This is a genomic window from Methanocaldococcus infernus ME (assembly GCF_000092305.1).
GTDB lineage: Archaea > AGJL01 > Methanococci > Methanococcales > Methanocaldococcaceae > Methanocaldococcus > Methanocaldococcus infernus.
In genome coordinates, this window is the sequence record NC_014122.1 from 1,047,769 (window position 1) to 1,072,487 (window position 24,719).

25 protein-coding genes and 2 tRNA genes are annotated in these 24,719 nt (G+C 33.6%); 13 read left to right on the forward strand and 14 right to left on the reverse strand.

The genetic code is table 11. From position 1 onward, the window contains the following. Positions 1–28: 28 nt before the first annotated feature. The 6 genes from METIN_RS05820 to METIN_RS05845 all read right to left on the reverse strand — a co-directional run bounded on the left by METIN_RS05820 (position 29) and on the right by METIN_RS05845 (position 5,377). Positions 29–101: transfer RNA gene (locus tag METIN_RS05820), tRNA-Gly, on the reverse strand. 16 nt (positions 102–117) lie between these two features. Beyond that, positions 118–193 (reverse strand) — tRNA-Gly (locus tag METIN_RS05825). A 74-nt stretch (positions 194–267) separates the two neighbouring features. Further along, a complete protein-coding gene (locus tag METIN_RS05830; RefSeq protein ID WP_013100564.1) occupies positions 268–2,517 on the reverse strand; it encodes a replication factor C small subunit in 2,250 nt (749 codons plus the stop codon). A gap of 3 nt (positions 2,518–2,520) precedes the next feature. Then, positions 2,521–2,985, reverse strand: coding sequence for a universal stress protein (locus tag METIN_RS05835; protein ID WP_013100565.1), 465 nt, complete (start codon positions 2,983–2,985; stop codon positions 2,521–2,523). 15 nt (positions 2,986–3,000) lie between these two features. Further along, positions 3,001–4,032 carry a DUF123 domain-containing protein gene (locus tag METIN_RS05840; RefSeq protein ID WP_013100566.1) on the reverse strand — a complete coding sequence of 344 codons (1,032 nt, stop codon included), beginning with the start codon at positions 4,030–4,032 and terminating at the stop codon, positions 3,001–3,003. A 37-nt stretch (positions 4,033–4,069) separates the two neighbouring features. Next, entirely contained in the window at positions 4,070–5,377 is a 1,308-nt protein-coding gene (locus METIN_RS05845) for an FAD-dependent oxidoreductase (RefSeq protein ID WP_013100567.1), read from the reverse strand. Between the two features lie 121 nt (positions 5,378–5,498). On the opposite strand from METIN_RS05845, the gene METIN_RS05850 reads away from it, so the two are divergent. The 6 genes from METIN_RS05850 to METIN_RS05875 are packed head-to-tail and all read left to right on the forward strand — an operon-like array spanning position 5,499 to position 10,664. Further along, positions 5,499–6,413: a tetratricopeptide repeat protein gene (locus METIN_RS05850; protein ID WP_013100568.1), complete on the forward strand. Its 915-nt coding sequence runs from the start codon at positions 5,499–5,501 to the stop codon at positions 6,411–6,413. Between the two features lie 3 nt (positions 6,414–6,416). Beyond that, entirely contained in the window at positions 6,417–7,781 is a 1,365-nt protein-coding gene (gene recJ, locus METIN_RS05855) for a single-stranded-DNA-specific exonuclease RecJ (protein ID WP_013100569.1), read from the forward strand. Beyond that, positions 7,782–8,579, forward strand: coding sequence for a DUF63 family protein (locus METIN_RS05860; RefSeq protein WP_013100570.1), 798 nt, complete (start codon positions 7,782–7,784; stop codon positions 8,577–8,579). It begins immediately after the preceding gene. Between the two features lie 2 nt (positions 8,580–8,581). Next, complete coding sequence (locus METIN_RS05865; RefSeq protein WP_013100571.1) at positions 8,582–9,361, forward strand: sulfite exporter TauE/SafE family protein; 780 nt, start codon at positions 8,582–8,584, stop codon at positions 9,359–9,361. Further along, positions 9,358–10,062, forward strand: a complete 705-nt coding sequence (locus tag METIN_RS05870; RefSeq protein WP_013100572.1) for a 7-carboxy-7-deazaguanine synthase QueE — start codon at positions 9,358–9,360, stop codon at positions 10,060–10,062. Before METIN_RS05865 ends, METIN_RS05870 begins: the two co-directional genes overlap by 4 nt. Before the next feature lie 11 nt (positions 10,063–10,073). Then, a complete protein-coding gene (locus METIN_RS05875; RefSeq protein WP_048203429.1) occupies positions 10,074–10,664 on the forward strand; it encodes an orotate phosphoribosyltransferase-like protein in 591 nt (196 codons plus the stop codon). Here the strand turns inward: METIN_RS05875 and METIN_RS05880 are convergent. After that, complete coding sequence (locus tag METIN_RS05880) at positions 10,648–11,085, reverse strand: DUF1890 family protein (protein WP_013100574.1); 438 nt, start codon at positions 11,083–11,085, stop codon at positions 10,648–10,650. The two genes, METIN_RS05875 and METIN_RS05880, sit on opposite strands and share 17 nt — an antisense overlap. A gap of 107 nt (positions 11,086–11,192) precedes the next feature. On the opposite strand from METIN_RS05880, the gene METIN_RS05885 reads away from it, so the two are divergent. Then, positions 11,193–12,245 carry an ATP-binding protein gene (locus tag METIN_RS05885; protein WP_013100575.1) on the forward strand — a complete coding sequence of 351 codons (1,053 nt, stop codon included), beginning with the start codon at positions 11,193–11,195 and terminating at the stop codon, positions 12,243–12,245. On the opposite strand, the gene METIN_RS05890 is transcribed toward METIN_RS05885, so the two are convergent. Together METIN_RS05890 and cobM are read right to left on the reverse strand one after the other, a co-directional pair. Continuing rightward, positions 12,219–12,521, reverse strand: coding sequence for a DUF1894 domain-containing protein (locus METIN_RS05890; RefSeq protein ID WP_013100576.1), 303 nt, complete (start codon positions 12,519–12,521; stop codon positions 12,219–12,221). The two genes, METIN_RS05885 and METIN_RS05890, sit on opposite strands and share 27 nt — an antisense overlap. A 2-nt stretch (positions 12,522–12,523) precedes the next feature. Further along, on the reverse strand, positions 12,524–13,273 hold the full coding sequence (cobM, locus tag METIN_RS05895; protein WP_013100577.1) for a precorrin-4 C(11)-methyltransferase: 750 nt from the start codon (positions 13,271–13,273) through the stop codon (positions 12,524–12,526). A gap of 91 nt (positions 13,274–13,364) precedes the next feature. On the opposite strand from cobM, the gene guaB reads away from it, so the two are divergent. From guaB to METIN_RS05915, 4 genes are all read left to right on the forward strand, one after another. Continuing rightward, on the forward strand, positions 13,365–14,837 hold the full coding sequence (guaB, locus tag METIN_RS05900; RefSeq protein ID WP_013100578.1) for an IMP dehydrogenase: 1,473 nt from the start codon (positions 13,365–13,367) through the stop codon (positions 14,835–14,837). Between the two features lie 3 nt (positions 14,838–14,840). Beyond that, positions 14,841–15,116, forward strand: coding sequence for a TIGR00304 family membrane protein (locus METIN_RS05905; protein WP_013100579.1), 276 nt, complete (start codon positions 14,841–14,843; stop codon positions 15,114–15,116). A 64-nt stretch (positions 15,117–15,180) separates the two neighbouring features. Continuing rightward, positions 15,181–15,642, forward strand: coding sequence for a DUF1931 family protein (locus METIN_RS05910; RefSeq protein ID WP_013100580.1), 462 nt, complete (start codon positions 15,181–15,183; stop codon positions 15,640–15,642). Positions 15,643–15,664: 22 nt separating this feature from the next. Continuing rightward, positions 15,665–16,093, forward strand: a complete 429-nt coding sequence (locus tag METIN_RS05915) for a RecB-family nuclease (protein WP_013100581.1) — start codon at positions 15,665–15,667, stop codon at positions 16,091–16,093. On the opposite strand, the gene METIN_RS05920 is transcribed toward METIN_RS05915, so the two are convergent. Then, positions 16,070–17,014 (reverse strand): cobalamin biosynthesis protein, encoded by a 945-nt coding sequence (locus tag METIN_RS05920; RefSeq protein WP_013100582.1) that lies wholly within the window; start codon positions 17,012–17,014, stop codon positions 16,070–16,072. The two genes, METIN_RS05915 and METIN_RS05920, sit on opposite strands and share 24 nt — an antisense overlap. A 27-nt stretch (positions 17,015–17,041) precedes the next feature. On the opposite strand from METIN_RS05920, the gene ppsA reads away from it, so the two are divergent. Then, positions 17,042–20,395, forward strand: coding sequence for an intein-containing phosphoenolpyruvate synthase (gene ppsA, locus METIN_RS05925; protein WP_013100583.1), 3,354 nt, complete (start codon positions 17,042–17,044; stop codon positions 20,393–20,395). Positions 20,396–20,626: 231 nt separating this feature from the next. Further along, complete coding sequence (locus tag METIN_RS05930) at positions 20,627–21,313, forward strand: V4R domain-containing protein (RefSeq protein ID WP_048203434.1); 687 nt, start codon at positions 20,627–20,629, stop codon at positions 21,311–21,313. Here the strand turns inward: METIN_RS05930 and METIN_RS05935 are convergent. The 4 genes from METIN_RS05935 to psmB form a co-directional block, all read right to left on the reverse strand. Further along, positions 21,305–21,835 (reverse strand): DUF2096 family protein, encoded by a 531-nt coding sequence (locus METIN_RS05935; RefSeq protein ID WP_013100585.1) that lies wholly within the window; start codon positions 21,833–21,835, stop codon positions 21,305–21,307. The genes METIN_RS05930 and METIN_RS05935 overlap by 9 nt on opposite strands. Then, a complete protein-coding gene (locus tag METIN_RS05940) occupies positions 21,832–22,113 on the reverse strand; it encodes a DUF749 family protein (RefSeq protein ID WP_013100586.1) in 282 nt (93 codons plus the stop codon). The genes METIN_RS05935 and METIN_RS05940 overlap by 4 nt, the downstream gene beginning before the upstream one ends. Then, positions 22,113–24,008 carry a beta-CASP ribonuclease aCPSF1 gene (locus METIN_RS05945; RefSeq protein WP_013100587.1) on the reverse strand — a complete coding sequence of 632 codons (1,896 nt, stop codon included), beginning with the start codon at positions 24,006–24,008 and terminating at the stop codon, positions 22,113–22,115. Before METIN_RS05945 ends, METIN_RS05940 begins: the two co-directional genes overlap by 1 nt. Positions 24,009–24,099: 91 nt before the next feature. Continuing rightward, a complete protein-coding gene (gene psmB / locus METIN_RS05950; protein ID WP_013100588.1) occupies positions 24,100–24,717 on the reverse strand; it encodes an archaeal proteasome endopeptidase complex subunit beta in 618 nt (205 codons plus the stop codon). Positions 24,718–24,719: the final 2 nt, after the last annotated feature.

Genomic DNA, 24,719 nt, shown 5'->3' on the forward strand with positions numbered 1-24,719 from the left:
TGATATAATGTTCTAAAATAAAAAATGATGCGCCGGCCGGGATTTGAACCCGGGTCGCTGGCTTGGAAGGCCAGAGTGATACCAGGCTACACCACCGGCGCACTTAACAGCTAAGAATGGTGCGGCCTCCGGGATTTGAACCCGGGGTCCGGGCGTGGCAGGCCCGTGTGTTACCAGGCTACACCAAGGCCGCACCACATAAGCAAAAGATAAAATTGTGGTTGGGATATAAATACTTTTTTATTTTGTGTATTCATATAAAAAAATTTATTTCTCCTTTCCAAGTAAGGAGAGCTTAGCCAATAAAGCACTAAGTTGAATTCTTTCATTGGCTCCTTCAACAATCCTAAAGTCAGTTTCTCCTATGGCTTCAGCAATCTTAACCTTCTTCCTCTCATCAATGTCTAAGTTTCCAACCTCTCTAAACATTTGGGTTAATATATCTTCCCCACTCATTCCCCACTCTACCATTAACTTGTAAAGTAAATCTCTTGCCTCTACAAACTTTCCATCTAAGGCTAAGTTTATCATTTTCTTAATCTCCTCTGGCCTTGCTCTTGAAGAGACTTTATAGACAACACTATCATCTATTTTCTTAGATATGGCTGCAGCAGTTTGTAAGACATTTATAGCTTTCCTTAAATCTCCTTCTGAGACATAAATTATAGCCTCTAAACCAGATGGAGTTAGCTCTAACCCTTCCTTTTCAGCTATCTCTTTCAGCTTTTTAGCAATATCTTCCTTTTTCAAAGGAGAGAATCTGAAGATGGCACATCTTGACTGTATTGGTGGAATTATTTTACTTGGATAGTTACAGCTTAATATAAATCTACAGACATTAGAATACTTCTCCATTGTCCTCCTTAGAGCATTTTGAGCATCTGCAGTTAGGGCATCACTCTCATCTAAGAAGATAATTTTAAATGGAGCTTCTCCAATTGGCTTAGTTCTTGCAAATTCTTTTACTTTTGTCCTAATAACATCTATCCCTCTTTCATCTGAGTTATGTAATAGTATTGGAATATCTCCTGCAAAGAACATCTCATTGTTAGGAACTGAAACATCATAGACAAAGTCATTGTATTCAATAACTTCAATCTTTGTAACTTTAACAGCATGTAAATCTGAGTAGGCTAATTTTCTTAATAAAGATAAGATCTTTCTCTCATCTTCCTTAAGCTCTTCAACCTCAATCATCTTCAAGATCTTCTTAATTATGTCCTTTGAAACCCTCTTCTTCCCATCATAGAGCTGATGTCTAAGTTCATAACGCCAGTTACCATTAATTTTATTCTCAAGTTTCTTAAGTAAGGAAATAACTATATCTGCTGGAACCAAGTCACTCTTTTTCCATTTCATTCCTCCTTTCCATATTAATCTTACTTCCTGATCAAATATTGAACTCTCAATTCCAGATATTCTTGAAAGCCAAGCAATGTCAATTAATAAATCTTTTGAGACTGATGAGATTCTAATAACTTTATCCCAGATATCTCCATCAGCTAAGCCTTTTAGATAAGAGATTCTATCTTGAATAGGAGCTTCATACATGAAGGATGGCACTCTCTTATTAACTGCTCTCTCTCCAGAGCCATCATAAAAGTTTTCCTTGATAAATTTAGCCAGCTGTGTATTCAAAATTCTAACCTGCTTGGCTGAAAACCTTGATCTATCAAATCCTGAACTTGTGAAGTTTTCATAAATACTTAGGTCTAACTCCTGAGCAATAGTTTTTATTCTCTCAATTAAGGGTAGTTCATGAGAGCCTAATGTATAAATCACCTGTCCTGAAGTATCTTCTCTAAATTCTTCTGCAGTATATAAACCAAATGCCCATGCTAAATCTTCATTTATATAAAGCTCATCAAATACTTTAGTTCTTGCTGATTCTCTTCTTAACTGATAGTTATTTAAGCTAATCTTATCCAATAAACCAGGCATCTCAGTTACAAAGCTTAAGAAATAGTCTCCTACTTTAATCTCACTGGCTTTTTTAGCAACTAATCCATTTTCACCAAGTAGCATTATAGAATGATTTCCAGTTAATTCTAAAACTCCTCCTCCCTCAAGATGAACCCTTAAAATTTTTTCTACTCTATGCCTTATTATTTTTGAAACTTTTGCCCATCTAACATTGTAGTTGTCATCAACAGTTAAAACCTCTAAGTTAGGAGTGTCTTTATAAGAAATATCCCCATCTCTCTCATTAAAGTAGAGCTTATCAAGCTCAGCAAATGTAGTCCTTTTAACCTCTCCATTAATTTTTACTAATATAGGTGTATCTTTTGACACTGAGGCATTTAACTCTAAAAAGTTCTCTCTCCAGTTCTCTCCAAAGAGATCTCTTGCTAAACATAAGGCTGCTGTTGTCTTCCCAACCCCTGGAGGTCCTGAGAAGAGGAGGTGGGGCATGCTCTTCCTTTTAACATAGTTTTTTAATCTTTTCACTATCTCCTCTTGCCCAACAATTTCATCTAATGTTTTAGGCCTATACTTCTCAACCCATGGCTGTTCCATTTGTTACCCCTCAGCTCTTCTTATAACCATAACAGGTTTGTCAGATTTTTTAATGACATGCTCAGTAACTGAGCCTAAGAGAATCTCTTTAATATTTGTCTTTCCATGTGACCCCATAATGATTATGTCAACATCCTCTTCATTGGCTACCTTAACTATTTCCTCATGAGGAGTTCCAAAGACAGATATATTTTTAACTTCAAACCCTAAGCTTTCCAACTCCTTTTTAATTTCATCTAACTTTTTGAGAGATTCATCTTTTAACTTTTTCTCAATCTCTTCCCTCTCCTTTGAACCAATATTAAATATTTTGAAAATAGTAGATAATAAATTTTCCTCTTCAGATTTGTCTATCACATTTAGTAAAATAACCTTCTCTCCTCCCAATTTTCTCATGGTTTTTATATGTTCTAAGGCTAATTCAGCAGTTTCAGAGAAGTCTGTTGGATATAGAATTTTTCTATACATTTCTTTGTCACCTGATTAAGGCTTTAAGTAGAAGAGATGGCTTACACATTTACAGTCAGAGCATCCAAAGCCTTTTATTGGCTCTAAGATATTTGAAAGTTCTTTAGCCACTTCACACTCAACACTTTTATTAGTTATATAGATATCTTCAATAGCTCCATGCTCTAATAAATAATCTATGTGCCAAAATTTATTTTTTTCTTTTCTTAAATGTCTTTCTATCCTATTTTTTAAATTTATGTTTTTCCCATTAGCAGAGCCAACATAGAAATAGTAGCCTTTCTTAAAAAATCTTTCATGGTTTCCAAACTTTATAACCTTCCCATTTTTTAGCTTAATTTTTAATATATAGGTTCCTCTCTCATCAGGAATTTTTTTAGGGCTAACTTTTTTAAAATTATATTTATCTAAGACTTCCTTTAGAGCCTTTAACTTCTTGTAGTAAGGACATAACTCTTTTATCTCCTCATAGCACTTATCACACTTAGGCTTAGGACCACATATAGATCTGCCAAACAAGACTAAAAGGTTATTAATAGATTTCCAATATTTTTTAGGTAGAACTTTCTTTAACTCCTCCCTACTCTCCTCTGGGGTTTCAGTGTCTATAAACCATCTGTTACTTATCCTATGGACATGGGTGTCAACACAGATCTCATCCTTGTTAAAGGCTAAGGATAAAACTAAGCTTGCTGTCTTAACTCCAACCCCTGGTAAGGAGAGAAGCTCATCCATATTACTTGGCACTTCTCCATTGTACTTCTCTTTTAACACCTTAGCCAATTTCTTTAAAGTTCTTGCTTTATTTTTGTAAAATCCTGCTGGGTATAGTAGAGATTCTAACTCTTTCTCATCAATCTTTAATAAGTCATCCACATCCTTAACCTTCTCAAATAACTTTTTACTAACCTCTTCAGTAACCTCATCCTTTGTTCTTGCACTTATGATAGTTGAAACCAAAACCTTAAAAGGATCTCTCTCCTTGGCTATCTCAGTAACTACAGCATCTCCTTTAATTCTCTCTTTTAACCTTTCAATAATCTCCATTGCTATCCCTTAAGCCCTAAAAGAGTTAAATTAAAGGCTATTCCTGCTTTAAGATCTTCTCAGCAGCTAAGGAGATAGGTTCTTTAACCATCTTCACAGGAGGGGCATAGCAGAATTCCATAGTTGATAGCTCTTTAATACTAACCTTCTTAGTTATGGCAACAGATAATAAATCTATTCTCTCAGCCACTCTCTCATAGCCTATAATTTGCCCACCAACTACTAAGTTGTCTTTAGCTACAAGTTTAATTATTAACTCTCTTCCTCCAGGGTAGTATCTTGCTCTACTTAAAGCCTTAACTTTCCCTATGTTTATAGGAATCCTCTTTAAGTTTGCTGCTACAGCTGTTAAGCCAACTCCTCCAACTTCAAGCTCTCCTATCTTGCTAATGGCTGCATTTAAAACTGGTGGGAAAGTTTCTTTAAGTCCAGCTATATTTTTTCCTACAACTCTTCCCTGTCTAACAGCTGTAGAGCCAAATGGAGATAAGGTTTTTTCTCCTGTTATCATGTCTATAACTTCAACACAGTCTCCAGCAGCATAAATATTTTTCACAGAGGTTCTTAAGTATTCATCAACCTCTATCCCATACTTCCCTATCTTACATCCAGCCTTTTTAGCCAACTCTATGTTTGGCCTAACTCCAGTGGCTAAGATAACCATATCAACATCATAAGTTTGTCCATCAACTAAGATTCCTTCAACCTTATCCTTTCCTAAGATTTTCTCTAAAGGTTTAGAGAGAATAAACTTTATTCCCAAGCTCTCTAAGTAGTTTTTAACAACCTCAGCCATATCAGGGTCTAAAAATCTTGGTAAAACTTGAGGAGCCATCTCAACAACTAAGACATCTAAGCCTCTCTTCTTAAATGCATAGGCCATCTCTAAACCAATAGCTCCAGCTCCTATAACAGCAACCTTCTCACAGTTTTTCATATATTCTAAGATCTTTTTACCATCCTCTAAGCTCTTCACTTTGAAAACTCCTTCTAACTCTCTTCCCTCAATTGGGGGGATGAAAGGAGAGGATCCAGTGGCTAAGACTAAGTAATCAAACTCTATCTTTTCTCCACTGCTTAGCTCAACCTTGTTATCTCTAACATCTTTAGCCTCTGTTTCTGTTAAAACATCTATCCCTCTTTTTTTATAATCCTCTGGAGTTCTCATTATAATATCTTCAAAACTTTTTATTGTCCCTTCAATAACATAGGGGATAGCACAGGGAGAGTAAGCTATGTACTTATCTTTAGTCACTACTATAATCTCCATCTCTTCATTATACCCTCTCAATGTTGAAGCTGCTGTTAATCCAGCTGCACCACTGCCAATTATGATAGTTCTCATCTTTTCCCTCTAACATTTTTGCTAAATTAAAATTTAGAGTTAGCCTTAGTAAATATTTTATAAAAATAACAATCAATATAAATTATGTTTTATAGTAAATTATTCCAAACTGTGGGAGATTATGGGGGAAAATATACAAATATTAGTCAAAAAATATATAAAGAAGGAAGAATATGAGAAAGTTCTTGAACTCATAGAAGATGAGCTTAAAAATAAATGGGATGAGAAATTACTATATTTAAAATATGAAATTTTAATAGAGTTAAAAAGATTTGATGAAGCTATTGAAGTACTTGATGAGCTAATGAGAAAATCAGGGAATTATAAATATTTAAGTATTGTTAAGGGTCTATTATTAATGATCATTGGAAAATTGGAAGATTCTAAGAAGACATTTAAAGAAGTTTGCCATATTACAAGAATGAACTACCTTGTAGCAGCAACCATGCTCGCTTATATCTATGCAAGATTAGGAGAGTATGAAAAATCTTTAAAATTGTTAGAGAAAATTTCAGAACATTACAATTCTCCAGCAGCCTATTTAGAGAGGGGAAAAGTTCTATATAATTTAGGCAGGTTAGAAGAATCTCTTACATGCTTTAAAAAATGTCTTGAAAAATGTGATTGTGATACTGAAGCTTTATACTATGCTGGAGATGTCTGTGTAAAATTAGGGAAGTATGATGAGGCTATAGAATACTTATGTAAGATTATAAAAATAAATCCTTGTAATATTAGAGCATTAACTAAAATTAGCAAAGTTCTTATAACTATTGGGAAAATTACAAAAGCTAAAGAGTTTTTAGAAAAAGCTTTAGAGTTGAATCCAAAAGATCCAGCTTTATATATTTTATATGGAATAGTTCTTAACAAATTAGGGAAATATGATAAAGCTATAGAATACTTTGATAAAGCTTTAAGTATTAATCCTAACTTAGTAGAAGCTTGGAATGGTAAAGGCTTGGCTTTAGAGAAATTAGGTAGATTAGAAGAAGCTTTAGAGTGTTATAATAGAGCATTTAGTTTATTGGAGTGAATTATGCTGAGGGAAATAGAGAGAGCAAGGAAATTTATATTAAAGAATTTGGACAAAAAATTCTTAATTGTTACTCATGTTGATACTGATGGGTTAACTTCAAGGGTTATTTTACAAAAGTTAGCTGAAAGATTAAACTTAGATGCTGACTATCTCTTTTTGACACAATTAACACCCAGTACTGTAGAAGAGGTTCCATTTAATGACTATGACATCATAATTATGGCTGATCTTGGTAGCTCTCATTTAAGCCTGTTAAAAGAAGTGAGGAAGAAAATTATTATCTTAGATCATCATCAGCCAGAGAATATAAAGTTAAGTAATATTATTCATGTAAATCCTCATTTAGAGGGAAGAAGTAGCTTAGATCTCTGTGGAGCCAGTGTCTCTTACTTGTTAGCAAGAGCTTTTGGAAATAATATAGATCTTGCTAAGTATGCCATCTTAGGAGCTGTTGGAGATGTGCAAAACATTTGGGGAAGGTTAGAGGGCTTAAATAGAGCTATTTTATCAGATGCTATTCTCTCAGGAGACTTAGTGGTTAAGAGTGATCTACAACTCTATGGAAGATGCTCAAGGCCCCTCTATATCTCTCTAAGATACTGGAGTGATGTTAGGACAGATCTACTAAACAATGATGAAAATATAATTAAATATATTAAGTATATAAATAAAAAGCATAACTTAAACATTGATCCTACTTCAAGCCTCTCAGAGATTGATTACAATGAAAAAAAGATCCTTGGAAATGAATTGATAATTAAAGCCTTAAGATATGTGCCAAAGGGATGGGTTAGATTTTTACCCAAGGTTGTGTTTGGAGAGGTTTATGAGTTGAGAGATGAGGAGGAGAAGATATTAATTGACTTATCAGAATTCTCAACCTGTATAAATGCCTGTACAAGATATGGGGATTATGAAACAGCATTAAGAGTTTTGATGGGAGATAGAGGAAAGTATTTAAAAAGGATCAAAGAAAATCTAAGAGAGCATAGGAAAAATTTAAGGGAAGCTTTAAAGCATGTTAAAAATGATGTTGAAATTATTGAGGAGAAAAAGTTTCAATACTTTGTAACAGATAAGATAGAAAAAAATATTATTGGAATAGTGGCAAGTCTAAGCTATGGAATTGATGAGATTAACTGGCTTAAGCCAATCTTAGCCTTCTCTGAGCTTAGTGAAGGATATAAAGTTTCAGCAAGGTGTCCAAGGCTAATGTGTTTGGCTGAAAATATAAACTTAGGAAGAGCTATAAAGTTGGCTTCTTTAAAAGTTAATGGCTCTGGAGGAGGGCATAGCTTTGCCTCTGGAGCTTACATACCAGAGGAAAAGGAGAGGTTTATAAAATACTTTGGAGAGTGCTTATAAATGCTAAAAGAGTTAAAAGAATTTATATATAAATACTATATTGAGCCAGCTGAAACTGGTAGTGGCTACAACTTAGTTCAGGAAATAACCTATGGCTTAATCTTAGCCCTCTCTTTATATCTTTTTTATAAAGGGCTGAAGAAGTTAAATATAAAAATTGATGAAAAATTTGCCATCCCAGGGGTTATTTTCACTATCTTAATAGCTTTAATGAGAGCCTTAGTAGATTTAGGCTACATAGAAAGAAGCTTCTTAACCATAACTCCTGGCATTGTTTTTTTAGTTGGAGGCTTCTATATCTTAACTATATTAGTAACTGGCTACTTTTTTAGAGATAACTATTATAAAGTCTCTTCAGTTGTTGGCTTAATTCCACTAATATATTTTTTTATTATTTTTTTACAGCATGTTAAAACAGTTCTTCCAATAATATTATCCTTCTTTTTAGTCACTATCTTCTTGGGAATAGCTTATTTAATAAACAAAAGATTTAAGATATTTAATAGTAAAATAGATTATTTAACCTTACTTGGACAGTTAGTTGATGGAGCAGCAACAACTATAGGGATAGGGATTTATGGTTATTTAGAGCAACACCCAATCCCAAGATTTTTAATGGAGCACTTCACCCCCATCTCTTTTATTGTTGTCAAATTTACAATTACTATACTTATTTTATACATTTTAAATAGGGAAGAGATGGATCCCAACTTAAGAAATATTATTAAGCTAATTATAATGGCTCTTGGTTTAGCTCCTGGGTTAAGGAACTTGTTTAGAACTATTATGGGAGTTTAATAATGATAACTCTAATTATTATAGGCTCAATAATTGGTTTAATCTCAAGCCTCTTAGGGATCAGTGGAGGTTTCCTCTTAGTTCCTATTCTCTATCACTACTTCATTTCCTTAGGAGTTCCTTCAACTACAGCTATAAAAATGGCTATTGGCACCTCTCTCTTTACAATTTTTTTAAACTCCCTCTTCTCTTTATATTTTTCAAGACATCAGTTAGACTTAAGATCTTCTCTACACATAGGCATCTTTGGCATCTTTGGCTCCTTTATTGGAGCTTATCTAACTATAAAGGTGTTTCCAGAGTATGTAATAAAAAAGATCTTTGGCTTTTTTCTAATTATTTTGTCAATATACTTAATTTTCAAAAAACATAAAGATATAGAAAATTTTCAAGGGAACATTTGTAATAAAAAGTTGTCTCTTTTAGGTTTTATTACTGGAATACTCTCCTCAATGTTGGGTATTGGTGGAGGGATAATAGTTATTCCCTCTCTAAACATTCTTTTAAGTGTCCCAATAAAAAGAGCTATAACCATTTCAATTGGAATGATTAGCATAATAACCTTCCCTGGAGTTATTATCTATATGTTCTCCTCTATTGGAGAATTTGACAGCCTTTATAATATTGGCTATGTCTCACTTTCAACCTCTTTAACATTACTTCCTTTCTGTATAACCTTCTCAAAGGTTGGGGCTCAAATAAAGGATAAAATAAATACCAAATATTTAAGATATTTATTAGCCATCTTTATCCTAATAGGTGGGCTGAGAATGATAACATGATCACAGAGATATTTAGCTCTATCATGGGAGAGGGAAAGTATATAGGAAGGAGATATATCTTTATCAGATTCCCTAAGTGTAATTTAAACTGTATCTATTGTGATGAGAGGAAAAATTATAAGAATAGGGTTGAGGTTGAGCCAGGAAGTGGAGTTTTTGAGGAGAGAGAAATTAGAGATGTAAAAGATATTGTTAAAGAGGTTGAGAGGTTAAAAACTGATGATCTTTTTGCCATTTCATTTACTGGAGGAGAACCTCTACTATTTGATAAGTTAGATGAGCTAAACAAACTTCTAAAAAAGAAAGGGTTTAGAACTCACTTAGAAAGTAATGGTACTCTTCCAGAGAGGTTAGTTTTTACAGATATAGGGTCAATAGATATTAAGTTAAAGGGACATATCCCCAACTATAAGGAAGTTTATAATAAAGAGTTAGAGAGTATTAAAATACTATATGAAAATGGAGTAGATGTCTATGCAAAGGTAGTTATATTAAGTAGTAATACAGTTGAAGAGATTGAGAAGGTTGCTAAGGACTTGTCAGAGATTGGCTCCATCCTTCTATGCCTCCAGCCAGTAACTCCAACTAAAGATATAAAAGGAGTTTCCAAAAAAGTTATTTTTAAAATGATGGAGAAAGCTGGGAAGTATGTTGATGTTATGACAACCATACAAATGCATAAATATATGAAAATACTATAATGGTTGATAGTATGAAGAAAGAGATCTTAGAGAAAGTCTTAGAGCTAAAAAATAGTGGTCTCTCCATTGGAGAGATTGCTGATGAACTCAACATTTCAACAGACACAGCAAGATACTTAGTCTTAAATGCTGAGAAGTTGTTAGAAAAGTCTGAGCCTATAGATCTTGATATCTATGTAGATTGGAGAAATATTGGAAGCTCTGGGGAGAGGTTAAGATATCTAAGCCTAATAATGGCTGACATAATAAAAAGTAGGAATATAGATTTTGACATTGTCATAGGAATTTCAAATAGTGGCATTCCCTTAGCAACCTTAATAGCCTCAGAGCTTAAAAAAGAGTTTGGAGTCTATATAACTAAGAAGGATGAAAATAAGGGATCATTGTCAAAGAATTTCTCCCCAGCCACTTATAAAAAAGCTATTATTATAGATGACATTGTTACAAGTGGGAAAACATTAACAGAATGTATAAAAAAGTTAAAAGAGGTTTGCTCTCCTAAGTTAATAGTTGTCCTAATTGACAAAAGTGGGCTAAATGAGATTGAGGGAATTCCATTAGTTCCTCTAATAAGAGTTAGTGGAATCAAAGTTGAGAAATAATTTTATCAATAGTTTTAACTAATGGATAAGGGTTATGAAAGGCTCTAACTGGGAAGACTTTAATATCATTTTCTTCCAAGGTTTTTTTAAACTCTTCATTTATTTTTCTTCCAAATAGTATGGCTAAGCATTCTTTTTTATACTTATTTTTATATGTTACTGTATAACTAACCCCTCCATCATTGTGGACAAAGCTCACTATTTTTTCCACTCCTTCTAACCCTCTAAGACCTTCATCTATGTCTATACAAGCTACTCCTTTTAAGTAGTGCCTCTCAACATCTGAAACATCTAAGAGCTTTAAAGCTGCATGGTTTCCAGCTATGACTATATCTTTTAACTTTCTTAACTTAGCTATTAAATAGAGAGCTGAAGGGATCATAGCTGGAGGCTCAGGACAGCCAAGCAGGATTAATATCAAGCTCTCACCAATTTTAATTACTTGATTAAGAAAGCCACTTATATGTTATAAAGGGAATTTATTTTATATTTAGTTTTAGTATCGAATGGAGTATGAAGAGGGAAAATATGAAATTCTTTAACCGAGAGAAAGAAATTAGAGAAATTCTTTCTATTTTGGAGTTTGAGCCTAATTTTATCTATTTTATTTACGGCCCTATTAATAGTGGAAAGACGGCTTTAATTAACGAGGTTATTAATAAACTTGATGAGGAATATGTGGTGTTTTATTTTGACTTAAGAGAGATTTTTATTTCCAAGTATGAAGATTTTATAGAGGTTCTCTTTGAGGAGTATGAGGAAGATAAAAATCCTATAGAATTGGTTAAGAGCTTAATTAAAGACTCTTCCATTCTTTTTGGAATTCCTACACCAAAGAATACGTTAGAAACTTTACTAAGTAAAAAGAAACCTAAAAATGTTTTTAAATATATAACTAATATTTTATTGGAGCTTAGGAAAGAAGGAAAACAACCAATTATTATCTTGGATGAACTTCAAAAGATAGGAGATTTAAAAATTAACGGCTTTTTGATTTATGAGCTTTTTAACTATTTCATAAGTTTAACTAAGCATAAACACCTATGTCATGTCTTTTGTCTATCTTCAGATTCTTTATTTATTGAGAAGGTTTATAGTGAAGCGATGCTGAAAGGTAGAGCTGATTATATCTTAGTTGATGACTTTGATAAAGAAACAGCCTTAAAGTTTATGGACTTTTTAGCTGAAAACATTTTAAATAAAAAACTCTCAAATGAAGAAAAAGAATTAATTTATTCATACGTTGGAGGGAAACCAGTACTAATAATAAATGTAATAAATAAGCTAAAAACTAAAAATTTGGATGAAGTTTTAAATTACTTACTAAATGTAGAGATCTCTGACATTATGAACTTGTTAGTTAAAGCTAAAAATAATAAAGAAAAAGTTGTTAATGCTTTAAAACTCTTTAAAGATAGATATGAGATAGATGCTTATAGCATAGAAGAAGACATAAAAGAACTTTTAGTTAAAAGGAATATTCTATTTTTAGACCCTATTAAGAGGATTTTAAGGCCACAGAGCTTTTTAACTTGGAGAGCCATAAAGATTTTATTAGAATCTAAACAATTTTTCAATTAAACCCTTCTTTTTCTTCTTCTCCTCTTTCTTTTTCTCCTCTAACATTAGCTTTATAACAAATGTTCCATAGCAGGGTTTGGTGTATGGGAAGATAATATAGTTGTCTCCATAAACCACTGGAATTGGAGGAATGCCAATTAAGAAAACTCCTTCAATTATCTCCTCTCCAGCCTCTTTTTCTACAACATCTTTAAAGTTCTCTCTTATAAACTTGGCACAGTCCTTAAAGCTACCTCTAAATAAAATTTCATAGTTCATCTGATCTATACAAGCCAAGCCTATCCCCTGTAGCTGTGCTTAAACTCTTTATCATAGAGTTTAGAGTAACTATACTTCTTTGGCTCTAAAATGTCTCCAACTATAATTAAGGCTGTCCTCTCTATATTCTCTTTCTTAACCTTCTCAGCTATATCTTTTAAGGTTCCTCTAACTATCTTCTCCTCAGGCCATGAGGCTTTATAAACTATGGCCACAGGAGTCTCCTCTGGATAACCTCCTTCAATTAGCTCATTAACAACCTTATCTATAAGAGAAGCTCCTAAGAAGATTACCATGGTAGATCTATGCTTAGCCAACTCTTTAATTTTTTCTCTCTCAGGAACTTTAGTTCTTCCCTCAGGCCTTGTTATAATAACTGTCTGAGATACATCTGGGAGAGTTAACTCTACCTTTAAAGAGGCTGCAGCAGCAAAGAGAGAAGAAACTCCAGGGATTATTTCAACCTCTATCCCTCTCTTTTCAAGCTCATCAATCTGTTCCTTTATAGCTCCATAAATTGAAGGGTCTCCAGTATGTAGCCTAACCACTTTCTTCCCTTTTTTAACAGCATCCACCATTACATTAATAATTTCTTCCAAGTTTAGTCTTGAGCTATCATACTTTTCAGCCTTTTCATTGTAGTTGAGAATCTCTTTATTTATTAAAGAGCCTGCATAAACAATAATATCAGCCTCTTTTATTAATTTTAGAGCTTTTAAGGTTATTAATTCCTTATCTCCTGGTCCAGCACCAACAATATAAACTTTCATCAAACCACCTAAATATTTAATACAATAAATTGAAATAAAAATTTTATACCTTTCACTTAAATATAGGTTAAAAGGTTATAAAGGTGATTGTGTGTTCTCAAGGAAATTAAATGAAGCAAGAACTGGCTATACTTTTGATGATGTTCTTTTAATCCCTAACCCCTCCCCTGTGGAGCCAAAAGATACTGATGTCTCAACAGAAATAGCAGGGATAAAGTTAAATATTCCTATTTTATCCTCAGCTATGGACACTGTTACAGAGAAGGAGATGGCTATAGCCTTAGCAAGACTTGGAGGTTTAGGAGTTATACATAGAAACATGTCCATAGAAGAGCAAGTTCATCAAGTGTTAGCTGTTAAAAAGGCTGATGAATTCATCATTAAGGAGGTTATTGTTGTTTCTCCTGAGGATAGTGTTGGAGAAGCTATGGAGTTAATGGAAAACTATTCAGTTAGTGGTTTGCCAGTTATTGACAGGGATGAGAAGGTTGTGGGGATTATAACACATAGAGACATTAAAGCCATTAAAGATAAAGGGGTTAAGGTTAAAGAAGTGATGACCAAGAATGTGGTTACTGCTAAGGAAGACATTAGTGAAGATGAAGCCTTAGAAATTATGTATAGTAATAGAGTTGAAAGATTGCCAATAGTGGATGATGAAGGGAAATTAATAGGAATCGTCACTTTAAGAGATATTTTAAAGAAAAGAAGATATCCTCAGGCAGCAAGGGATAGGAAAGGAAGATTAATAGTTGCTGCAGCCTGTGGGCCACATGACTTTAAGAGAGCTGAAGCCTTAATAGAGGCTGAAGTTGATGCATTGGTTATAGATTGTGCCCATGCTCATAACTTAAAGGTTGTAGAGAACACTAAAAAGTTTAAAGAGCTTTTAGATGGAACTGACACTAAGTTAATAGTTGGAAATATAGCCACTAAAGAGGCTGCTGAGGACTTAATAAAGGCTGGAGCTGATGCTTTAAAGGTTGGGATTGGACCAGGGTCAATATGTACCACAAGAGTAGTTGCTGGAGTTGGAGTTCCTCAGCTAACAGCTGTAGCTGATGTTGCAGATGTTGCTAAGGATTATGATATTTCAGTTATAGCTGATGGAGGAATTAGATACAGTGGAGATATAGCCAAAGCTATAGCTGCTGGAGCAGATGCTGTTATGCTTGGTTCCCTATTAGCAGGAACTGATGAGGCTCCTGGTAGGTTGATGATTATAAATGGAAGGAAATATAAACAGTATAGGGGAATGGGTTCCTTAGGAGCCTTAGCTGGAAGTTCTGCAGATAGATACTTCCAGAGTGGAGTTAAGTATAGTAAGTTAGTCCCAGAAGGGGTTGAAGGAGCTGTTCCTTACAAGGGACCAGTTAGTGAAGTAATTCACCAACTTGTTGGAGGTTTAAAGTCTTCAATGGGATACTGTGGAGCTAAAAACATTAAAGAGATGCAAGAGAAAACAAGATTTATTATAATAACTCAAAGTGGTCAAATAGAGAGCCATCCACATGATATTTTAATAACCAATGAAGCTCCAAACTATCCAATAAATAGGAGATAAGTTATGAGATTCTTAATTCCCTTAGGAATTCTTTTAATATTCTTAGGCTTCATTATACTAAGCTTAGGCTTATTTTTTTACACTTTAGAAAATATAGAGAAAAGTAAGGAGGAAAAAAATTTAAAGAAAGAGAATATTGAATATTCTGGAATTATTATGATTGGCCCTATCCCTATAGTTTTTGGAAACTCAAAGAGCTTAACTTTATTCTCTATACTGATAGCTATGCTTATGCTACTTTGGTTTATCCTAATGGTGTTAAGTATAAGAAAAGTCTAAATAGTTAATTTTAAATAAATGAAGTTTAAATTTCAAACAATCCTTAAATAAAAGAGGTGATAGCTTGGCTGAGATGATTATCCCATATCCTCAGTTAAAGAAGTTGATGAATGTAACCTGTGAAGTTGACCTATACAAGACTGAAGCTGAGGACATGATGGATGTTGTGGAGAAAAAGGTAGCTGATCTATTTGAAGTAGCCTATAAAAATGCTAAGGAAGAGAATGCAAAAATTATAAAGATGAGACATATCCCATTAACAAAGGGGATGTTAAACTCTATGGAGCTATTTAAAGAGGTTATTGAAGAGGAAAATATTATAGCTGAAACTATTAAGAAGTATGTTATGAAAAAGATTCCTGGGGATTTACCATTAGATGATAATGTTGTTGATAACCTTCCTTTAATAACTGGAACTATATTCATCATCTTAGGAAGAGTTATTAAAGCTTTACATGAAGACATAGAGAGAATAAGAAGAGAGCATATAGAAGAGGCTAAGAAGGTTTTAGACTACACCTTATAAAAAAGTTAAAAAGTGAGCCTCTATGTTTGTGTGCTTACACAACACTTACAGTGCTAAACAAGTTGAAGAGTTTGGAAGAATAGCCTATGGTTTTGATGTTAATACAGTAGTTATTACAAAAGCAACAGCCTCAGCTGCTCAGACAGGGGTGCCAACACTTCAGAAGATGGCTTACAAATTAAAGAAAAATATTCTATTCTTTGAAGATTTGGATGATGCTATTGAAGTTCTCAGGCCTGAGAAGGTTATTATGATAGGAAATAAAAATATTTGTGAGAAGAAGTTAGACTTTAAAGAAGTTGGAGAAAATGATCTAATAGTTTTCTCTGGAGTTAGTACAGGCTTCACTCAGATAGAGTTGGAGAAGGGTTTAGGAAGATACATAGTTGAGAATGAAATAGGAGCTTTAGGAAACTTGGCCATTTTCCTATATGAAATAAGTAGGATGTGAAGCTATTGCCACTGTAACCCCCCTAACCCTTAACTTTTTTAAAATTAGCTTTCCTTTTATTTTTAAGCTTTCTAAGCCTAAAAGAGCTGAAGGTTCAGCTACTCCATAGGTGCCAACATGCTTATAAACAAACTCTGATCTTTCTAAGTTATATCTTTTTACAGCTTCATTAAGCTCTTCTTTTGTGAAGGTTAAGATCTCTCTATTGAATCTTTTACATCCCTCTCTAACTTCCCTCTTCCTTAAATTTATTGTTCCTATTATATCAATTCTCCAACTTGGGATATTCCTTAAATATAGAGCTTTTTTAACAGCCCAGTAAATTTTAAAGCTCTCTATCCCTCTTCTACATCCAACTCCAACAGAAACCTTTAGGGGCTTTAGTTTTACATCTTCCACTTTCACATAATCTTTGTCATGATAGCTAACTTTATATCCATTTATTTTTATATTCCAACCTTCTGGTAAGTAAAGTTCTAAATCTCTCTCTAAAAGCTCTTTATTTAACCTTAAGATATCCTTCTTCTTAGGAAGTTCTAAAAAAAGGGTTCTGCAGAGTTCATCAACTCCAACCTTTCCCTTTAAGTCTGTAGCTGTAGAATAAACTATTTCTTTATTTAAATTAATTGCTAAAATCTTTCCTATGTAGTTTCCTCCTCCTATATGATTAGAGAGGAGAGGAATAACATAATTATTATTAACAACTATTAAAAAAGGATCTCTCAACTTATCTTTAATTATCTCCTTAACTTTCCTTATAGCTATCCCTGTTGAGCTTAAAAATATGTAACCTTCAACATCCTTAGAGAGGGAAAACTCTTTAATATCTATTAAAGTATAGTCATACTTATAATACTCTAAGATCTTACTAATCTCTTGGGCTAACCTTTTATTGTTAGTTGTATAAACTATGGTTATCAATGTTCAAAACCTCCTAAAGGTGGGACAATGAAATTTATAGCATGGTTAGATGAGGTTACAAATAAAGATATTGGCTTAGTTGGTGGGAAAGGGGCTTCATTAGGGGAGATGTGGAATGCTAAACTTCCAGTACCTCCAGCCTTTATAGTGACTTCTGAAGCATACAGATACTTCATTAAAGAGACTGGTTTAATGGATAAGATAAAAGAGATATTAAAAGATTTGGACATCAATGATACTAAGAAGTTGGAAGAAGCTTCTAAGAAAATTAGAGAGTTAATAGAGAGTAAGGAGATGCCTGATGAGTTAAAAATAGCTATAGTTGAAGCTTACAATAAATTGGGAGAACTTGTAGGGGAAGAGGAGCCAGAGGTTGCTATAAGAAGCTCAGCAACAGCTGAAGACTTACCAGATGCAAGCTTTGCAGGACAGCAGGAAACTTATCTAAATATTAGAGGAGCTGACAATGTTGTTAAGTATGTTAAAAAGTGTTTCTCTTCACTCTTCACTCCAAGAGCTATTTTTTACAGAGAGGAGAAAGGGTTTGATCACTTCAATGTAGCCCTTGCTGCTGTTGTTCAAAAGTTGGTTAATGCTGAAAAAGCTGGGGTTATGTTCACTGTCAACCCTATTAATCAGAACTATGATGAGCTTGTTATAGAGGCTGCCTGGGGTTTAGGAGAGGGAGTAGTTAGTGGCTCTGTCTCTCCAGACACTTACATAGTTGATAAAAAAACCCTTGAAATTAAGGATAAGCATATAGCTAAGAAAGAGAAGATGTTTGTTAAGGATGAAAAGGGAGAGGTTAAAGTTATTGATGTCCTTGATGAGATGAAGGAGAAGCAAGTTCTAACTGATGATGAAATTAAAGAGCTTGCAAAGGTTGGGATAAGGATAGAGAAGCATTATAAAAGACCAATGGACATAGAGTGGGCTATAGAGAAAAATAAGATATATATGCTACAGGCAAGGCCAATAACAACCCTTAAGAAGGAGAAGAAGGAGAGAGAGGAAGAGATAGAAGGGAAAATATTATTAAAGGGAATTGGAGCCTCTCCAGGAATAGCTTCAGGAGTGGTTAAGATAGTTAAAGATATTAAAGAGCTTGATAAGGTTAAAGAAGGAGATATCTTAGTTACTGAGATGACCACTCCTGACATGGTTCCAGCAATGAGAAGAGCTGCTGCTATAATTACTGATGAGGGAGGTTTAACCTGTATAGAAGGAGACGCAAAGATCCTTACAGACAGAGGATTTATAACTATGAGAGAAGCCTATGAGTTAGTTAAAAATGGAGAAAAAATAAGAGTTTTAGGATTGAATGCTAAAACATTAAGAACAGAGTGGAAAGAAATTATAGATGCTCAGAAAAGAGAGGCTAAGAGGTTTGAGGTTGGAGTTTATAGAAAGAATAAGAATACTAAGGATACAATAAAGATAACTCCAGATCATAAATTCCCAATAATAAAAGATGGTAGCTTAAAGAAAGTCCCATTAGCTGAGATAATAGAAAATAACTACTCTGTTTTAAGTATTGATTACATCCCTATGATCTCTGAGAAGTTTGAGACATTATCCAATATTATGTATCTCTGTGGAGCTATCTTATCAGATGGGCATGTTGAATATCAAACAAGTAAAATTATGCCATCAAAGATATTAGGGTTTGTTGAGGACAACATAAATACAATTCCTTTATATGCTACAGAGGAAGAGCTAACTGACTTCTTAGCTGGATATGTTGATGGAGATGGATACTTAAGTGGAAAGGCAAGAATTGAGATCTATGAAAATTCCAAACATGTTAAGAAAATAGAGGGGCTTATCCTCTCCTTGTATAGGGTAGGAATAGTTCCAAAGATGAGAATTAAGAATAATACAGCTGTTATTTACTTCAAAGATAACTTAGAGAAGATACTTTCAAAGACTAAAAGGATCACTATTGAAAAGTTAAACCAGCTAAAGGCTGAGGTAAGAGAGGATAATAAGTTAATAGATATTTCTCAGATGTTCCCTGAATGTAAAGAGTATGACTATAGAGGATATCTCTACAACCACTACAAAAATAGAGCATTTATTGGAGTTGAGAAGTTATACAATTACTTGAAAGAAAGAGCAGATGGCTCTTTAATTAAGAAGATAGAGTTAATAAGAAACTCCAATATCTACAGTATAAGGTTAATTAAGGTTGGTGAAGACTATGGAGAGGTTTATAATTTAACAGTTGATGCTGATAATGAGTTTGATCACAACTATATAGTTTGGACTAAATACTACACTCCAATAGTTGTATTTAACTGTCATGCAGCTATAGTTTCAAGAGAGCTTGGAGTTCCTTGTGTTGTTGGGACTAAAAAGGCTACTAAGATTTTAAAGGATGGAATGGTTGTAACAGTTGATGGAGAGAAGGGAATAGTTTATGAAGGAAAAGTAGAGAAAAAAGAAGAGGAAAAGAAAGAGGAGAAAGTTGTTTATCAAGCTCCAATTATCACAGCTACTGAAGTTAAAGTCAATGTCTCAATGCCAGAGGTTGCTGAGAGGGCAGCAAAGACTGGAGCTGATGGGGTTGGTTTATTAAGAGCTGAGCACATGATCTTAGGCTTAGGGAAGCATCCTAAGAAGATTTTAGAAGAGGAAGGAAGAGAGGCTTTAATAGAGGCTCTAATGGAGGGAATAAGGAAGGTTGCTGATGCATTCTATCCAAGGCCTGTTACCTATAGAACCTTAGATGCTCCAACAGATGAGTTTAGGGGCTTAGAAGGAGGAGAGAATGAGCCTATAGAGCACAACCCAATGCTTGGATGGAGAGGGATAAGAAGAGGTTTAGATGAGCCAGAGATCTTAAAGTGTGAGCTTGAAGCAATAAAGAGGTTAAGAGAGGAAGGTTACAAAAATATAGAAGTTATGATTCCATTGGTTACATATGTTGATGAAGTTAGAAAGTTTAAAGAGATTGCTAAAGAGGTTGGCTTAGAACTTGGAAAAGATATTAAGTTTGGAGTTATGGTAGAAACTCCAGCAGCAGCTTTAATAATTGAGGATCTTATTAAGGAAGGGATAGATTTTGTTAGCTTGGGAACCAATGATTTAACTCAATACACATTAGCAATAGATAGAAATAATGAACTTGTTTCCAAATACTATAAAGAGGATCATCCAGCAGTGTTAAAATTAATGAAGTATGTTATAGAAACCTGTAAAAAGAATGGGGTTAAAACTTCCATCTGTGGACAAGCTGGAAGTAGGCCACATATTGTTGAAAAGCTAATAGAGTGGGGAATTGATAGTGTCTCAGCTAATATAGATGCTGTTGACACTATAAGAAGAGTTGTAGCAAGAACTGAGAGGAAAATTATTTTAGAGCATATAAGAAAGAAATAAGTTAATAGAGTTAGTACTAATTATATTATTACTATATTTCTTTTCTTCTTTTTTATATTACCTAATAATAGTAAGTTTTATATAAATATATAGTCTATTTTTATGCTAACTAAACAAAAAATTGATATTAATTTTTATTAATTGGACATTAAAAACATTAATAAAACAAGGACTAAATATAAGATTTACACAAGAACTTTATTTTGTGCTTACAAAATTTTAGGGATGGTAATGGCAACACCTATGAAAATTATAGAATCTCTTAAGGTTATTGATTCAAGAGCTAAATTTATGGGAATTAAATTAACAATGATTAGAAATTTATTAGAAAAATATAGAGATGATAAAGATCTCTTAAAAGAAGTTTTAAAAGCTTTAAGAGGATCTCATTTATATGACTTGGTTTTAGAAGCTTGTCCCTATTTAAAAGACCTTGAAAATGAAATATTAGAAGAGGAATTAACTGGGCATATTGAATCCAAAATAAAGAAAGAAGAGCCTGTTGAAGGCTGTATTTTAGAAGGAGAGGTTCCAATATTTGTTTATATGAAAGAATACCTTAGAAAATATTATTTTAAAGATAACACTCCAAAAATATTTTATGACATTGGTAAAGATTATGCTCTATTTTTAGAGGTTAAAACCTTTGAAGAGATGGAAAATAAGATTAAAAAATATTTTGGAAATATGAGAGTTGAAAGCTCTGAACCATTAATAATAGTGATTGAAAATAATAAGGAATGTGAAAATTGTAAAGCCACTGAACCTATTTGCTATTTTACCTCTGGCTTTATAGCTGGCTGTTTAGAGTCTATAGCTGATAAGTTATATATTGTCAATGTTGAAGAAATTAAGTGTAAAGCTAAGGGAGATGAATACTGCTCTTTTAAGGCTAAAAGAGTTGCAAGGTTAGCCTAACTTCCAAATTATGGAGAAGTCTTTAACAGCCTTTTTAACTCTATCAAGAGAGCCTTCAATAGTTATCTTATAGTTATCTTCTGAGCTATGGTTAAAAATAACTCCATACCACTCACTTAAATCTTTTAATCTATCAATATCAATATATGAATTAACTTTTATTCTTATACATTCAACCTCTCCAACTTTTTTAACCTCTGGGTTAAACTCAGATTTATCAAGAGGAAACTCAATATTTAGCTCACTTCTCAAAGCTTTCTCCATTAGGTCTAAGTATTTTCTTAATAACTCTTCATCACAAAGAGGAAAAAGCTTAGATTGAATATAATTTAACTCTCTCTCAACATCCCTAAGCTTCTCTAAGCCAACATGCTCATCTAAAAGATAGTAAGAAATTAGAGCTTTAGTTATCCTTAACCTTTCAAAAACCTCCTCAGGAACTAAGATATTTTTATTAGCTAACTCTATAGCCAAGTTGGAAAGAACAACCCAGAGCTTATCTAAACCCTTGCAGTCTTTCATCTTTTTAACCCTTCTAAGTATCTTTTTATAGCTTTTTCACTATCATAGTTTAGCCTTACATTAATATTTTTTAATTCCTCTTTTATATGCTCTAACCCTTTGTCTAAGAAAAAGACTTGAAAGCTTGTAGTATTTACAATATTTAAAACCACTATCATATCATCCTCTCTTAATTCCCTATTTTCTTCTTTAGCCTTAATTTTAACATAGTATCCATACCCAGCATCTATGGCCTCTTTAACAGTCATTATTCCTGTTAGAGTAGCAACAAATTCCATTATTTCACCCTTATACAGTCTAAAACTCTTGGAGCATAGGTTTCCTTTTTAAATAGCCTATTAACAGTTGAGGAGAAGTCTAAACACTTACTTTCTTCACCATGAACCATTATTATCTTCTCAGGAGAAGGTTTAACTTTCCTCACATATCTTATTAGTTGTTTTCTATCACTATGCCCAGAGAATCCTTCAACTGTATAAACTCCCATATTTATAGGGATAGATTTAGTTTTACCATTCTTAGTTACTATAGGAATTTCCTTCCAACCCTTCTGAACCTTTCTTCCTAAGGTTCCTTCTGCCTGATAACCAACAAAGATAATAGCATTTTTCTCATCAGGTGCTAAGTTTTTGAAATACTCTAAACTTGGTCCTCCTGTGAGCATTCCAGAGGTTGCTAAGATAACACAGGGCTCACTGTCATCTATAATTCTCCTTCTATCATTTGTATTCCTAACCCTCTGGAAGACATCAGATAGAAATGGATTGTCTCCCTCTTGGAAAATTTTTCTTCTCATGTCCTTTGATAGATACTCTGGGTAAGCTGTATGTATAGCTGTAGCCTCCCAGATCATCCCATCTAAATAGACAGGAGCATTAAATATTCCTTGGTTGTAACCCTCTTCTAAAACTAACATTAACTCCTGAGCTCTTCCAACTCCAAACACAGGAATTAATATTTTTCCCCCTTTCTCTATATGTTCTATAACTATCCTTAATAACTCTTTCTCAGCCTCAGCCCTATCTGGGAGTACATCATCATAACCTCCATAGGTAGATTCAATAATTAAAGCCTCTAATCTTGGAAATTGACAAACTGCTGGCTCTAAGAGTCTTGAGGTGTCAAATTTTAAATCTCCTGTATAGGCTAAGTTATAAAGCCCTTCCCCAAAATGTAGGTGAGCTATTGCTGAGCCTAAGACATGTCCAGCATTGTGTAAGGTTAACTTTATTGATGGACTTATGTCAGTTGTAACTCCATAGTCTAAGGGAATAACATGCTTAACACACTCTTTTATCTCCTTACTTGAGAATGGCACCGGCTTCCCTTCCTTCTCAGCAATATCTAAATAATCTTTCTGTAAGAGGGTCATTAAGTCCCTTGTTGGCCTTGTACAATACACTGGTCCATCATAGCCATATCTAAACAATCCAGGAAGAAATCCACAGTGGTCAAGGTGGGCATGGGTTATAATAACAGCATCTAAATCCTCAATGGAAAACTCTGGAGCATCAAATTGAGGATACATCTTTTCCTCATAGGCTATATTAACTCCACAGTCAAGCAAAACCTTAGTGTCTGGAGTTTGTAACAATAGACAAGATCTCCCAACCTCTCTGGCTCCACCTAAAAAAGAGACTCTTATCCAATAATCTCCTTTTTGTATAACTTCTCTATGTATCCTTCTTCCAATTCTTCTTAATATTTCTTTAACTTCATCCCTCTCCCTAAATAATGTAGCCCTAATAGCCTTTATTGTCTCTGATGGGATTGGTGGAGCTCTAACAGGCTTTGGTGCCCATCTTATAGCTTTCTTTATAGCCTCTAAGGTTTTTCCCTCTTTCCCTATAACCAATCCTGGTTTTTTAGACTCTATTATTACTTCTCCAGTGTTTGCATCAAAAATAATATCTGTGATTCCAGCATCCTCTGGAACTATCTCTAAAATCTTCTTCTTAGCAAGCTCTGGCTCCATCAAAACAGAGGGATCTGGCCTAATAACTATTCTCTTTCTTAAATCTTTTGCTAACTGTTTAATAATATCATTTGTATAAATTTCAGGATTTTTCACATAAATAACTAATTCAGGCCCTTCAAATTGAACATCTATAATTTTAGCTCCCTTTGGAGATTTATTTATGATCTCCTCTTTTAATCTTTCTAAAACTTCCAAATAAGATCACCTTTTAAAATAATTTGTATATTTAAAATAAGAAATTTAGCTTTTAAAATAGAAATTATTACAAATATTTAAAATAAAAAATTTATTTTTTCTTGATTAATTTCTTTATCTCATCATCCTCATAAATCTTTACTCCATCTTTAGTTATTAAGGCTAAACTAACCCCATTCCCTGAAAAAGTATCTCTCTCCATAGCAGCCTGTAAAGCCTTTAAAACTAATGAAACTCCTTTTTTATAGTCCATATCTTTCTTGTATCCAGCCTCTAACACCCCATAAGCAATAGGAGATCCTGAACCTGTTGCTGTAAAGTCTTTCTCTTCATTAACCCCTCCCAAGGGATCTAAGGAATAGAGCTTAAAGCCCTTCTCATCAAAACCTCCAACAATCATTTGAACTAAAAAAGGGAAGTATCTGCTTGAGTGTAAGATATTACTTAACAGTGTTGTACAAGCCAAAGGAGACATTAACTTTCCTGTCCTCATTCTATAAAGCTTAGCCTCAGCTGTTAGATATCTAACCAATGACTGAGCATCCCCAACACTTCCAGCAATGGTTAGGGCTAAGTTATCATCTATCTTATAAATTTTTTTAGCATTTTTGTCAGCTATTAGATTTCCTAATGAGGCTCTTTTATCAGCAGCCAAAATAACTGCATCTTTGCATATTAAACCAATAGTTGTAGTTCCTTTCATTTCCATCA